The organism is Alsobacter metallidurans (assembly GCF_014636935.1).
Lineage (GTDB): Bacteria > Pseudomonadota > Alphaproteobacteria > Rhizobiales > Beijerinckiaceae > Alsobacter > Alsobacter metallidurans.
The window spans coordinates 1209558-1222520 of record NZ_BMES01000001.1 but is presented as its reverse complement, the minus strand read 5'-3'; the positions used below and the strand labels follow the sequence as shown (position 1 = coordinate 1222520).

General features: G+C 68.2%; 11 protein-coding genes. 8 read left to right on the top strand and 3 right to left on the bottom strand.

Annotated features, from left to right (window positions below; genetic code table 11):
* Positions 1-48 precede the first annotated feature (48 nt).
* The 6 genes from IEV99_RS05375 to IEV99_RS05350 are packed head-to-tail and all read left to right on the top strand — an operon-like array spanning position 49 to position 5537.
* Complete coding sequence (locus IEV99_RS05375; protein ID WP_188516660.1) at positions 49-1188, top strand: ABC transporter substrate-binding protein; 1140 nt, start codon at positions 49-51, stop codon at positions 1186-1188.
* Positions 1185-1958, top strand: coding sequence for an ABC transporter ATP-binding protein (locus IEV99_RS05370; RefSeq protein WP_188516659.1), 774 nt, complete (start codon positions 1185-1187; stop codon positions 1956-1958). Before IEV99_RS05375 ends, IEV99_RS05370 begins: the two co-directional genes overlap by 4 nt.
* Positions 1930-2925: a branched-chain amino acid ABC transporter permease gene (locus IEV99_RS05365; RefSeq protein WP_188516658.1), complete on the top strand. Its 996-nt coding sequence runs from the start codon at positions 1930-1932 to the stop codon at positions 2923-2925. Before IEV99_RS05370 ends, IEV99_RS05365 begins: the two co-directional genes overlap by 29 nt.
* A gap of 5 nt (positions 2926-2930) precedes the next feature.
* Positions 2931-3704, top strand: coding sequence for an ABC transporter ATP-binding protein (locus IEV99_RS05360; protein WP_188516657.1), 774 nt, complete (start codon positions 2931-2933; stop codon positions 3702-3704).
* Positions 3697-4590: a branched-chain amino acid ABC transporter permease gene (locus IEV99_RS05355; RefSeq protein ID WP_188516656.1), complete on the top strand. Its 894-nt coding sequence runs from the start codon at positions 3697-3699 to the stop codon at positions 4588-4590. The genes IEV99_RS05360 and IEV99_RS05355 overlap by 8 nt, the downstream gene beginning before the upstream one ends.
* A 44-nt stretch (positions 4591-4634) precedes the next feature.
* Entirely contained in the window at positions 4635-5537 is a 903-nt protein-coding gene (locus IEV99_RS05350; protein ID WP_188516655.1) for a cupin domain-containing protein, read from the top strand.
* Positions 5538-5549: 12 nt separating this feature from the next.
* Here IEV99_RS05350 and IEV99_RS05345 read toward each other — a convergent pair whose 3' ends face one another.
* A complete protein-coding gene (locus IEV99_RS05345) occupies positions 5550-7481 on the bottom strand; it encodes a potassium transporter Kup (protein WP_188516654.1) in 1932 nt (643 codons plus the stop codon).
* Positions 7482-7650: 169 nt separating this feature from the next.
* Between IEV99_RS05345 and IEV99_RS05340 the strand changes: the two genes are divergently transcribed.
* On the top strand, positions 7651-9186 hold the full coding sequence (locus IEV99_RS05340) for a DUF4118 domain-containing protein (RefSeq protein ID WP_188516653.1): 1536 nt from the start codon (positions 7651-7653) through the stop codon (positions 9184-9186).
* Positions 9183-9875, top strand: a complete 693-nt coding sequence (locus IEV99_RS05335) for a response regulator (protein ID WP_188516652.1) — start codon at positions 9183-9185, stop codon at positions 9873-9875. Before IEV99_RS05340 ends, IEV99_RS05335 begins: the two co-directional genes overlap by 4 nt.
* 24 nt (positions 9876-9899) lie before the next feature.
* On the opposite strand, the gene oxlT is transcribed toward IEV99_RS05335, so the two are convergent.
* Both oxlT and IEV99_RS05325 read right to left on the bottom strand, forming a co-directional pair.
* Positions 9900-11195: an oxalate/formate MFS antiporter gene (oxlT, locus tag IEV99_RS05330; RefSeq protein ID WP_188516651.1), complete on the bottom strand. Its 1296-nt coding sequence runs from the start codon at positions 11193-11195 to the stop codon at positions 9900-9902.
* 321 nt (positions 11196-11516) lie between these two features.
* Positions 11517-12866 carry a dicarboxylate/amino acid:cation symporter gene (locus IEV99_RS05325; protein WP_188516650.1) on the bottom strand — a complete coding sequence of 450 codons (1350 nt, stop codon included), beginning with the start codon at positions 12864-12866 and terminating at the stop codon, positions 11517-11519.
* Positions 12867-12963 lie beyond the last annotated feature (97 nt).

The following is a 12963-nucleotide window of genomic DNA, read 5'->3' as shown; positions in this document are numbered from 1 at the left end:
AAACGTCGTTCTGTCTAACGAAACGACCTCGTCGGGAGGAGACCACCCATGCGACACCGTTCCGGCCTGTTGGCCGCCGCCGCCATCCTGGCCCTTTCGGCCACCTCGGCCCTCGCCCAGCAGACCTACAAGATCGGATCCTCGGTCGGCCTCACCGGCTATGCGGCCGTGAACGACCGCGCCTGGCGCGACAGCCTTTTGCTCGCCGCCGAGACGCTGAACGCCAAGGGCGGCGTGCTGGGCAAAAAGGTCGAGATCGTCGCGGAGGACAATCGGTCCGAGCCGCAGGAAGCCGTGGTCGGCTATCGCAAGATGATGTCGAACGACCAGGTGCAGATCTTTGACAGCGGCTGCGTGTCGGCCGGCAACTTCGCGGCGGCGGGCTCCGTGGTGCGCGCCCAGATCCCGATGGTGCTGTGCTCGATCCTGCCGCAGCGGCCGGAGGAGCAGAAGTGGGCCTTCAGCGTGCTGCCCCCTCCCCGTTTCGAGATCGAGGCGCGCTACCAGCACCTCAAGGACAAGACCGACATCCGCAAGGTCGGCATCCTGCATGACCCCACGCCCTACGCGATGCTGATGAAGGACCTCGGCTCCAAGATCGCCAAGGACATGGGCATGGAGGTCGTGGCGGTCGAATCCTACAAGCAGGACGACGCGGACGTGAGCGTCCAGCTCGGCCGCATGAACGCAGCCGGCGCAGGCGCGGTGATCAAGATGGGCCAGGGCGGCTCCACGGTGACGACCGCCAAGAACATCAAGGCGCTCGGCCTCGACAAGATGCTGCTGCTGGCGAGCCTCGACGACGGCGCGACCTTCAAGCAGGCCGGCGAAGTGCTGGGCGACCGCTTCCTGTTCGTCGCTCCCGGCGTGCAGATCCCGGAGTCGATCCCGGCCGGACCGGCCAAGGACGCGGCCGACGCCTTCCTGAAAGTCTGGCAGGCCAAGTATGGCGACCGCGACCCCAACGCCGGCGCGCGCGCCTGGGACAGCTTCATGCTGATCGTCGCGGCGGTCGAGAAGGCCAAGTCCACCGAGGGGCCGGCGGTGCGCGACGCGCTCGAGACGCTGCCGTCGATCCAGGGCTCGTTCGCGCAGTTCAACTTCTCGCCCGAGCAGCATGTCGGCATCACCAAGAACCCGTTCGAGATCGGCGTGGTGCGCGGCGGCAAGCTTGTGGCCCTGAAATGACCGGGGTCGCTCCCGCCAACGCTCCGGCGGTCGGGACGGTCCGCACGCCCGGCGTAACGACCGCCGAGAGCCCGTTGCTCGAGGTCACGGACATCTCGGCCTTTTATGGCCGGGTTCATGCGCTAAAGCCCACGAGCCTGCATATCGGCCGCGGCGAGCTCGTCACCGTGCTCGGCCCGAACGGGGCCGGCAAGAGCACGCTGCTGCGCGCCATCACGCGGCTCACGCCTGCGTCGGGCCGCATCGCTTTCGAGGGGCGTGACGTCAGCGGCCTGCCCACCCACCGGCTGGCCGAGCTGGGCGTCATCATGGTGCAGGAAGGCCGCGGCCTCTTCGGCCAGATGTCGGTGCGCGAGAACCTGATCCTGGGCGCCTATACGCGCCCCGGCGGCGACATGGACAAGCAGCTCGGGCGCGTGTTCGAGCTGTTCCCCCGCCTCAAGGAGCGCATCGACCAGATCTCGGCGTCGCTGTCGGGCGGCGAGCAGCAGATGCTCGCCATCGGGCGCGCGTTGATGGCCGAGCCGAAGCTGCTGATGCTCGACGAACCTTCTCTCGGCCTCGCCCCGCGCGTCGCCAGCGAGATCCTGGCGACGCTTGGCGAGCTCAACCGGCAGGGCCTCGGCATCCTCCTCGTCGAGCAGAAGGCCCCGCTGGCGCTGAAGCTCGCCAAGCGCGTCTACGTGCTGTCGCTCGGCCAGATCGCGGCCGAACTCCCCGCATCCGAGATCAGGTCCCATCATGACCTCGCCCGCTATTACCTCCACTAGAGCAAGCTGGCGCGACCACGCGGGCTCCTGGCTGCCGGTGCTCGCCACGCTGGCGCTGCTCGGCGTCGGACTCAGCTCCAGCGGCTACATCGTCACCGTGCTGGGCTTCGCGGCCATCTACGGGGTGTTCAGCACCGGGCTGAACTTCTTCATGGGCTATACGGGCCAGGCCTCCTTCGGCCAGAACGCCTTCGCGGCGCTGGGTGGCTACGGCTCGGCCATCCTGACGGCCGGGCACGGCATGGAGCCGGTGCTCGCACTCCTGATCGCCACGACGGTGTCTGTCGCGATCGCGTTCGCGGTCGGCTATCCGACGCTGCGGCTGCGCGGGCATTATCTCGCGATGGCGACGTTCGCACTCGGGCTGATCACCTACGAGATCACCATCGAGTGGACCAGCCTGACGCAGGGCTACATGGGCTATTCGGGCATCCCGCCGATCGGCCTGTTCGGCTACGAACTCGTCACCGAAAAGCAGATGCTGGTGGTGCTGGTGGCCTTCGCGCTGCTCGGCGTGTGGATCTCCAACCGGCTGCGCCGCTCGCGCTTCGGCCGGGCGCTCGCCGCCATCGCGGGCAGCGAGCCGGCCGCCGCGGCGCTGGGCGTCAACGTCGCCGGCTACAAGCTTGTCGCCTTCGTGATCGCGGCCGCCTATGGCTCGGTGGCGGGCTCGCTGTTCGCCCACTTCGTCGGCTTCATCAGCCCCGAGGTGTTCGGCACCTCTATGGTCGTGCTGAGCTTCACGATGCTCTACCTGGGCGGCATTGGCACCACCTGGGGGCCGCTGGTCGGGGCCGTGATCGTGTCGCTGCTGCCGGAGGCGCTGCGCGGGCTCAAGGAGCTGCAGGACGTCGCCTATTGCGTGATCCTGGTCGCGATCCTGATCTTCGCGCCGCGCGGCCTCGCGGGCTTCGCCCCGGCCATCAAGCAGTTCTTCAACCGCGGCGCCGCCGCGAAGGCGGAGTGACCGCAATGGCGTTGCTCTCCGTCCAGAACGTCACGATGCGGTTCGGGGGCCTCCTGGCCAACGACAACATCAGCTTCGATGTGCCGGAAGGCTCGATTTTCGCAGTGATCGGCCCGAACGGGGCCGGCAAAACGACCCTGTTCAACTCCATCGCGGGATCGCTGAAGCCCACGTCCGGCAAGGTGGTGTTCGACGGCCAGCCGATCACCGGCCTGCCGCAGGCCGCGATCGCGTCGCGCGGGCTGATCCGCACCTACCAGCTCGTGCAGCTCTTCAAGGACCTCACGGTCGCCGAGAACGTCGAGATCGGCTTTCACCGCGTGACGCGCGGCGGCGTCGGCAGCGCGCTCCTTCGCCCGCGCTGGTTCCGCGAGCAGGAGGAGAGCATCGCCCGCAAGGCGCGCGAGCTCCTCGCCTTCGTGGGCCTGGGCGACCAGGCCGACATGATCGCCGACAAGCTGCCGTACGGCCGCCAGCGGCTGCTGGAGGTGGCCCGCGCGCTGGCGGCCGAGCCGCGCCTGATCCTGCTCGACGAGCCGGCCGCAGGGCTGAACACCCAGGAAACGGCGGCGCTGGCCGACGTCATCCACCGCGTGAACGAACGCGGCGTCACCGTGCTGCTGATCGAGCACGACATGGGGCTCGTCATGAAGGTCGCGCAGCGCATCGCGGTGCTCGATTTCGGAAAGAAGATCGCCGAAGGGACGCCGGACGAGATCCGCTCCCATCCCGACGTGCTCACCGCCTATCTTGGCGGCGTGGAGATGGCCGATGGCTGACATCACTCAACTGCTGCAAAGCCTCATCACCGGCGTGGGCGTGGGCCTCATCTACGGCCTCGTCGGCATAGGCTTTTGCGTCATCTACAACGCCAGCGGCATCGTGAACTTCGCCCAGGGCGTGTTCGTGATGCTGGGCGGCATGATCTGCCACGCGCTGCTCACCCGGCTCGGACTGCCGCTCGTGCTCGCCGCCGTGCTGGCGGTGCCGATCGTGGCCGGCATCGGCATGCTGATCGAGACGCTGGTGGTGCGGCCGATGTGGAACCGCGGCGCGACCATGTTCGCCATCATCCTGGCGACGCTGGCGACGCAGATCATGATCGAGCGCATCACCATCCTGACGCTGGGCGACCAGCCGCGCTCGTTTCCGGAGTTCACGCCGGGCGGCCCGCTGAAGCTCGGCGACATCGCGGTGGGCTACCAGCTGTTCTGGATCCTGGGCTGCGGCGCGCTGATGGTGGGGCTGCTCTGGCTGTTCTTCACCCGCACCCGCACGGGCCGGGCGCTGCGCGCCTGCTCGCAGAATCGGGAGGCCGCTGCGCTGCTGGGCATTCCGGTCGGCCGCATGCTGCTCGTCTCCTTCGCGCTCTCGGCGGCGCTGGGCGCGGTGGCCGGCATCCTGGTGACGCCCACGCAGGTGACGGCCTTCAACATCGGCACGCCCTTTGGCGTCAACGGCTTCATCGCGGCCATCATCGGCGGCTTCGGCAGCGCCGCCGGGGCGCTGGCGGGCGGCGTGCTGCTGGGCGTGCTGCAGGCCGCCGCCATCGTGCTGTTCGGCGCCGGCTTCAAGAACGTCGCCGCGCTCTCCACCCTGCTGGTGGTCCTGCTGCTGTTTCCCAGCGGCATCTTCGCCGGCTTCAAGGGCTTCAAGCGAGCCTGATCTCCTCGCCGGCGCAGCCGGCTCTCCGCGACGGAGCATTCCCGATGTTCGACAAGTCCGATCCGCGCGCCGCGTTGTTCAAGGCGCCCGCAAACGCGCCGGTGTTCACCGCCTACTCACCGGCCGACTACGTGCGCTTCTACGAGACCGAGCCGGCCGAGAGCGGCCCCGACGGCCGCACCTGGCTAATGCGCGGCCAGAACGGCGTGGTAGCCTATTCGGAGGCCAAGAGCGGCGCCCGCTTCTCGCGCCAGAACCAGCCCGACGAGTGGGTGCTGCTGCTGCCGGACGCCGGCGTGTCGGTGCGGCTCACGGCCGGCGGCGACACCAGGACCATCGAGGGCTACTCGGTGACCTTCGTACCGCCGGGCGACAGCGCCGTGGAGGTGCTGGAGGGCGGGCGCATCGTGCGGCTGTTCACGACCCGCAACGCCGACCTGGCGGAGCGCTGCTCCAACGCGGCCGAGTACGCGCAGCCGCACCACAACATTCCGCCGTTCCAGCCTTGGCCGACGCCGCCGGACGGATTCAAGATCCGCACCTATTCGCTCGACGTGCCGGACGAGCCCGGTCGCTTCGGCCGCATCTGGCGCTGCACCACCTTCATGGTGAACTACCTTGCCCCGCAGGTCGGCCCGCGCGACACCACCAAGCTGTCGCCGCACCACCACGACGACTTCGAGCAGTATTCGCTGGCCGTTCAGGGCGCCTTCATTCACCACCTGCGCTGGCCGTGGACGCCCGACATGCGGATGTGGCGCCAGGACGAGCACGAATACGCCGGCACGCCCTCCGTCACCGTGATCCCGCCGCCCGCGATCCACACCACGCGCGGCATGGACCCGGGCGTCAACCAGCTGGTCGACATCTTTTCGCCGCCACGCATGGACTTCTCGCTGAAGCCCGGCTGGGTGCTGAACACGGATGACTACCCCCTGCCGGGCTGACGGCGATCGCGGTCAGACCGTCACCTGCGACCCCACCTCGATGGTGCGGCCGCTCGGGATGCGGAAGTGCTCGCTGGCGTCGCTGGCGTTGCGGGCGAGGCGAATGAACAGCTTCTCCTGCCAGCGCGGCATGCGGGACTGGACGGCGGGCCGCAGCGCCCGCCGGGAGATAAAGAACGACGTACTCATCAGGTCGAAGGTCCAGCCCAGCGCCTTGCTGGCCTGAAGGGCCTTGGGCACGTCCGGCGTCTCCATGAAGCCGAAGCGCAGCGTGACGCGCCAGAACCCCTCCGACAGGCGCTCGCAGCTCGCCCGGGCGGCCGGATCCCAGCGCGGGGCGTCCTCGGTCACCACGTTGAGGATGACGTTGCGCTCGTGCAAGACCTTGTTGTGCTTGAGGTTATGCAGCAGGGCGGACGGCACGTGGTTGGGGTCGCCGGTCAGGAAGACCGCCACGCCGCGGGCGCGCTCGGCGGGCCGTTTCTCCAGCGAGGTCAGGAAACCGGCGAGCGGCACCTCCTGCCGACGCGTCTTCTCGGCCAGGATAGCCGCTCCCCTGCGCCAGGTCAGCATCATGGCCATCAGGCCGAAGCCGACCAGCACGGGCAGCCAGCCGCCCTCGAACAGCTTCAGCAGGTTGGCGCCCAGGAACACGACGTCGATGGCCAGGAACGGCGCGATCACCAGCGTGGCGCGGGCGCGCGGCCAGTTCCAGACATGCACCAGCACGAACCACGCGAGCACGGCCGTGACCACCATCGTGCCGGTCACCGCGATGCCGTAGGCCGAGGCGAGGCCGCTCGACGACTTGAAGGCGTAAACCAGGAACAGCACCGCGACGAGCAGCATCCAGTTGATGCGCGGCACATAGATCTGGCCCTTTTCGGTCTCGGACGTCCGCAGGATGTCGGTGCGCGGCATCAGGCCGAGTTGGACGGCCTGCTGGGTGATCGAGAACGCGCCGGTGATCACTGCCTGGCTGGCGATGATGGTGGCCGCAGTGGCAAGGACCACCATGGGGAGCAAGGCCCAGGCCGGGTACATCAGGTAGAACGGGTTCTCGAGCGCTTCCGGCCGAGCGAGCAGCAGCGCGCCCTGGCCCAGATAGCTGACGACCAGCGACGGCAGAACGAGCCCCAGCCAGGCCGTACGGATCGGCTTCGCGCCGAAATGGCCGAGATCCGCATAAAGCGCCTCGGCGCCCGTGACGGCGAGAAACACCGCCCCGAGGGCGAACAGACCCGCGATCCCGTGATGGACGAGGAAGTCGACGCCGTGGACGGGATTGAGAGCGCCGACAATGCGCGGCTCGGCGAGGATGTGCGGCAGGCCGCCCAGCGCCATGGCGACGAACCACACCGCCGTGATCGGGCCGAAGAAGAGCGCCACCGCAGCAGTGCCGCGGCTCTGCGCGGCGAAGAGCAGCACCAGGATGGCGATGCTCAGCGGCACGATCATAGGATCGAGGTTAGGCGCCACGAGCTTCAGGCCCTCCACGGCCGAGAGCACCGAGATCGCAGGGGTGATCACGGCGTCGCCGTAGAACAGGGCCGCGCCCGCCATGCCGAGCACCGTAATGGCGGCCGCCTTGTGGCCCATCACGCGCTGCACCAGCGCCATGAGGGTGAGCGTGCCGCCCTCCCCTTCGTTGTCCATGCTGAGGATCAGCAGCACGTATTTCAGCGTCACGATGACGATCAGCGTCCACAGAATGAGCGAGACGACGCCCAGAATCATCGGCTCCGTCAGCGCGCCGCCATCCGCGGCGGCCGTGAGGCTCTCCTTCAGGGCGTAGAGGGGGCTGGTGCCGATGTCGCCATACACGACGCCGACGCTGCCGAGGGTCAAAGCCCAGAAGCTCGCCCGGGGCGCATGGGGCTGGGCGGGGTGCAGAACTGCGGGAGAAGGCGCTGCAAGGGACGCCGAGGGGGAAGTGGTGCTCATGGCTCGGGACGGTTGCGCGACCGGGGTGGCCGCACGCTCGATCTATGCCGCCCGGCGGACGGCGCCATAGAAACGAGCCGAAACGGGCCTTTTCATATATGAGTTTCCTATACGCCACCGGTGCGGAGCCGTTTTGCTCGCCGCCGTGGCGCGCGGCGGTGGAGCGGGGATGATCCTGGGCGGACAAGCGGGCGGAACGGAGGGCGCCGGCCGCTATGGCGAAGCCGCGCTCGCGACCGCGGCGGCGCTCGCCATCGCGCTCCTGATCCAGCCGCTGGTGGGACTGGAGAACGTCGACCTCGTGTTCCTGACCGCCGTGGTGGCGGTGGCGGCCCGGAGCGGCCCCGGACCCGCCTTCGTGGCCTGCGCGGGCGCGGTGGCGTTCTACAATTTCTTTTTCCTGCCGCCGCTCTACACGTTCACGATCGCGGATCCCAAGCACGTGGCGGCGCTCGCGCTGTTCGGCGCAGTGGCGTTGATCACGGCCAATCTCGCCGCCCTCGCAACGGCGCGTTCGCTGCAGGCGCGGCGTCGGGCCGAGACCACCGAGGCGCTCTACGCTTTCAGCAGCCGGCTTGCCCGCCTGATGGACGCAGGCGAAGTGGTCCGCGCGACGGCGGACACGGTTGGCGCGCTGCTGCACGGGGAAGCGACCGTCCTGCTCGCCGACGCGCAAGGGGGCTTCGGGACCGCCCCGCCCTCCATTGGCCATCGCGCGTTCGAGGCGTTCGAACTCGACGCACTGCGGACAGAATGGTTGGGCCCGGAACGGCCGCGCGACCGGCTGCTCCGGCTTGGCGACGCCTGTTTCGCGCCGATGCTCACCGGCGCGGGCCTGCTCGGGGCGGTGGGCGCCGCGCGCGACCCTGCCGGCCCCGATTTCGCCCCCGAGGAGGAGCGCCTCCTGCGCGCGTTGGCCGACCAGGCCGCGGTGGCGCTGGAGCGTATCCGGCTCGCCCGGGAGCGGGACGCCGCCCAGCACGCGGCCGAAGCCGAGCGGCTGCGTTCCGCCCTGCTGAACTCGCTTTCGCACGACCTGAAGACGCCGCTCGCCTCCATTCTGGGCGCGGTGACGACCCTGCGCGACGACGCGCCGCTTTATGACGCCGCCCAGCGCGAGGAGCTTGCAGCCACCATCCAGGAAGAAGCCGAGCGCATGAGCCGCTTCGTCACCAACCTGCTCGACATGGCCCGGTTGGAGGCTGGCGCCGTCGCGCCACGCCGCGAGCCGACCGACATCGGCGAAATCGTCGGCGCGGCCCTTCGCAAGACGGCGTCGCTGACGCGCGACCACGTCGTGACCACCGCGATCCCACCGTTGCCGATGCTGGACCTCGACCCCGTGCTGCTGGAGCAGATCCTCGGGAACCTCATCGAAAACGCCGCCAAGTTCTCGCCGCCCGCCTCCGCGATCCGGATCGAGAGCGGGCAAGCGGCCGACGGCGCCGTGACGATCACGGTGCGCGACAGCGGGCCCGGCGTGAGGCCACCCGATCGCGAGCGGGTGTTTGACCTGTTCTTCCAGGTGCGGGACGGCGACCGGCGGCCGGCCGGCTCCGGCGTCGGGCTGGCGATCTGCAGGGGTTTTGCGGCCGCGCTCGGCGGCGGGCTCGCGGTCGGGGACAATCCGGACGGCGTCGGCGCGGCCTTCGCGCTGACGTTTCCGCCTTCTCTCCTGATCGCCGCCCCGGAGGCCGTGGCGTGACCGGAACCAGCCTCCCCGTCCTGGTGGTCGAGGACGACGGTCCCATCCGCCGGCTGCTGCGCACCAGCCTGGGCGCGCAGGGCTACCGCGTTTTGGAGGCGCCAAACGGCAAGGCGGGGCTGGCCCTGCAAAACGCGGATCCGGCCGACGTGATCCTGCTCGACCTCGGACTACCGGACATGGAAGGCGTCGAGTTGATCCGGCGCTGGCGCGCGGCCGGCGACCGGACGCCCATCATCGTGCTCTCCAGCCGTGGCGACGAGCGCGGCAAGGTCGAGGCGCTGGAACTGGGCGCGGACGACTACGTCACCAAGCCGTTCGGGATGTCGGAGCTGGTCGCCCGCATCCGCACGGCGCTGCGCCACCGCGTGCAACGCGAAGGCGCCGAGCCCGTGCACCACCATGGCGGCCTGACTATCGATCTCACCAGCCGGCAGGTGCGCCGCCACGGGGTCGAGGTGAAGCTCTCCAACAAGGAATGGGAAATCCTGCGCCTGCTCGCCCTGAACGCCGGGCGGGTTCTCACGCACCGGGTCATTATGGAGCAGGTCTGGGGGCCGACCGTCGACGTGCAATATCTGCGGATCTATGTCCGGCAGTTGCGGCAGAAGATCGAGGACGATCCCGAACGGCCGGAGCACATCATCACCGAAACCGGAATCGGCTACCGGCTCAGCCGCGAAGACTGAGCCGGCGGCCCATCCACGGGTCGATCAGGCCGTGCGCTCGGGCGAGATCGCGGTGGCGGGCGCCGCCGCGACGGGGTCGACGCCGGGCAGGTAGCGCGCCCGCATGGGCTTCAGCACGAACATCGCCAGCAAGGCCGCCAGCGCGTTGAGGCCTACCGTGATGCTGAACACGGCGTGCCAGCCATAGGACGCCGCGATGATGCTGGCGAACGGCACCATGAAGGAGGCCGTGCCCTTGGCGGTATAGAGCATGCCGGCGTTGGTGGCGGCGTATTTGGAGCCGAACGTGTCGCCGCAGGTGGCCGGGAACAGACTGTAGATCTCGCCGAACACGGCGAAGAACAGCGCGCTCACGAGCACGAACACCACCGGATTGTGCCCGTACCAGCTCAGCGCCAGGATCGAGCCCGCCGCGATCGAGAAAGCGATGAACATGGTGTTCTCGCGGCCGATATTGTCCGACACGAAGCCGAAGAACGGCCGGCCGAAGCCGTCGAAGATGCGGTCGAGCGAGATCGCGAAGGTGAGCGCCGCCATCTGCATGCCGAGCAGCGACACCGGCACGTCCGCGACCTTGTAGTCATGCGCGATGGGGGCGATCTGGGCCGCCGCCATGAGGCCGCCCGACGCCACCATCACGAACATGGCGTACATGAGCCAGAACACCGGGGTCTTCAGTGTCTCGCCCGGCGTGCGGTCGACGCGCGTCTGCGGCACGCGGACCATGCGCTTTTGCGCCGGCATGACGCGGTCGGGCTTGCGCAGCAGGAACGACATGATGAACACCACCACGCCCTGGCCGACGCCAAAGGTGAAGAAGGCGTGCTGGTAGCCCGAGGTGGCGATCATCTTGGCGATCGGCACCACCGTCAGGGCCGCGCCCGCGCCAAAGCCCGCCGCCGTGACGCCGGCCGCGAGGCCACGCCGGTCCGGGAACCACTTCAGCGCGTTGCCGACGCAGGTGCCGTAGACCGAGCCGGCGCCGACGCCGCCCACCACGGCCCCGAGATAAAGCAGCGGGAGGCTGTCCGCGTAGGAGTTGATCACCCACGCAATGGCGATCATCACCGCGCCGAAGCGGATCACCACGCGCGGGCCGTAGCGGTCCACGAACCAGGCCTCGATCGGCACGAGCCAGGTCTCGGTGGCGACAAACAGCGTGAAGGCGAGCTGGATCGCGGCGCGACCCCAGTGGTGCTGGGCGTCGATGGGGTCGACGAACAGCGTCCAGCCATATTGGAGGTTGGCGATCATGGCCATGCAGATCACCCCGAAGGTGAGCTGCAGCCAGCGGTTCACGGGCTTCGCTTGAGCATTCATCCCTTGGTCCTTTTCTGTTTGGACCGAGGATGAGCCATCTGGCATTTGGCATACAAGGCAGTTTCAGCGCCTCAACGATTACACTTTCCCAACATTTGATAAGTATCCGCCATCTGATCAGCACTATTCAGGCGGCAACCCCGTCGTTTAAGAAAAACTCCGCCCCAGAAACCTGAAGCGGAGCTGCATGAATGCCAAGTTGCTCGGGGATGGAAGTCCGAGATCAAGTGATCTTACCCCTCGCAATCGCGCAGGCACGTTAGCGATTGCCAATGCGGTCCGGCTGAATGCTTTCCAGCCGGGCCGCGTCGGGGCGGCTGCTCAGGCGGCGATCGGGGTTGCGACCGGGGCCTGTGTTTCAAGTTCGGACGGCAGCGGCATGGGGTTGCCGTCAAGGGCGGCGTGGAGGCGCTCCATGTCGCACTCGCCCTCCCAGCGCGCCACGACCACGCACGCCACCGCATTGCCGACGAAGTTGGTCAGCGCGCGGCACTCGCTCATGAAGCGGTCGATGCCGAGGATCAGCGCCATGCCGGCGACCGGTACGCTGGGCACCACCGAGAGGGTGGCGGCGAGCGTGACGAAGCCCGAGCCGGTGACGCCGGCCGCGCCCTTGGAGCTCAGCATTGCGACCAGCAGCAGCAGCACCTGGTCGGTGAGCGTCAGCGGGGTGTCGGTCGCCTGGGCGATGAACAGCGCCGCCATGGTCATGTAGATGTTGGTGCCGTCGAGGTTGAACGAGTAGCCGGTCGGGACCACGAGGCCGACCACCGACTTCGAGCACCCGGCGCGCTCCATCTTCTCCAGCAGCGAGGGCAGCGCCGACTCCGAGGACGACGTGCCGAGCACCAGCAGCAGCTCTTCCTTGATGTAGCGGACGAGCTTCAGCACCGAGAAGCCGTTGTAGCGGGCCACGAGCCCGAGCACGCCGACCACGAAGATGACCGAGGTGAGATAGAAGGCCGCGACCAGGTAGAACAGGTTCCCGATCGACGCGATGCCGTATTTGCCGATGGTGAACGCCATCGCGCCGAAGGCGCCAATGGGCGCCACCTTCATGATGATGTGGACGACGCCGAACACGGCCTCGGCCGCCACCTTGATGAAGTCGAGCACCGGCTTGCCCTTGTCGCCCATGAAGGCGAGGCCGAAGCCGAACAGCACGGAGAAGAACAGCACCTGCAGGATCTCGCCGGACGCAAAGGCGCCCACCACGGTGTCCGGGATGATGTTCATCAGGAAGCCCATGATCGACTGGTCATGGGCCTTGGCCGCGTAGGTGGCGACCGCCTTGGTGTCGAGCGACTTCGGATCAATGTGCATCCCCGCGCCGGGGTGCAGCACGTTGGCGACGATCAGGCCGACGATCAGCGCCAGCGTCGAAAAACAGATGAAGTAGAGCAGCGCCTTCGCGCCGACGCGGCCGACCTTCTCGAGGTTGGTCATGCCCGCGATGCCGCTGACGACCGTCAGGAAGATCACCGGCGCGATGATCATCTTCACGAGCTTGATGAAGGCGTCGCCGAGCGGCTTCATCTGCTCGCCGACCTGCGGGTAGAAGTGCCCGAGCAGGATGCCGACCGCGACCGCGATCAGGACCTGCACATAGAGCACCTGATAGAATTTCTTGCGCGGCGCGGGCGCGGCGCCTGCCGTGAGGGCGTGAGCCATGGGTCGTTCCTCTCCTCGAAACGGAGGTCCGGGGGCGGAGTAGGCTTATTCGCCTCGCCGCATCTTGGCCGGACACACCTTCAGCAACGCCGCTGGC

Excerpts from the sequence above, each read along its gene's own strand:
- IEV99_RS05375 (WP_188516660.1), top strand. The coding sequence starts at position 49 with ATGCGACACCGTTCCGGCCTGTTGGCCGCCGCCGCCATCCTGGCCCTT.
- IEV99_RS05370 (WP_188516659.1), top strand. The coding sequence starts at position 1,185 with ATGACCGGGGTCGCTCCCGCCAACGCTCCGGCGGTCGGGACGGTCCGC.
- IEV99_RS05365 (WP_188516658.1), top strand. The coding sequence starts at position 1,930 with ATGACCTCGCCCGCTATTACCTCCACTAGAGCAAGCTGGCGCGACCAC.
- IEV99_RS05360 (WP_188516657.1), top strand. The coding sequence starts at position 2,931 with ATGGCGTTGCTCTCCGTCCAGAACGTCACGATGCGGTTCGGGGGCCTC.
- IEV99_RS05355 (WP_188516656.1), top strand. The coding sequence starts at position 3,697 with ATGGCTGACATCACTCAACTGCTGCAAAGCCTCATCACCGGCGTGGGC.
- IEV99_RS05350 (WP_188516655.1), top strand. The coding sequence starts at position 4,635 with ATGTTCGACAAGTCCGATCCGCGCGCCGCGTTGTTCAAGGCGCCCGCA.
- IEV99_RS05345 (WP_188516654.1), bottom strand. The coding sequence starts at position 7,481 with ATGAGCACCACTTCCCCCTCGGCGTCCCTTGCAGCGCCTTCTCCCGCA.
- IEV99_RS05340 (WP_188516653.1), top strand. The coding sequence starts at position 7,651 with ATGATCCTGGGCGGACAAGCGGGCGGAACGGAGGGCGCCGGCCGCTAT.
- oxlT (WP_188516651.1), bottom strand. The coding sequence starts at position 11,195 with ATGAATGCTCAAGCGAAGCCCGTGAACCGCTGGCTGCAGCTCACCTTC.
- IEV99_RS05325 (WP_188516650.1), bottom strand. The coding sequence starts at position 12,866 with ATGGCTCACGCCCTCACGGCAGGCGCCGCGCCCGCGCCGCGCAAGAAA.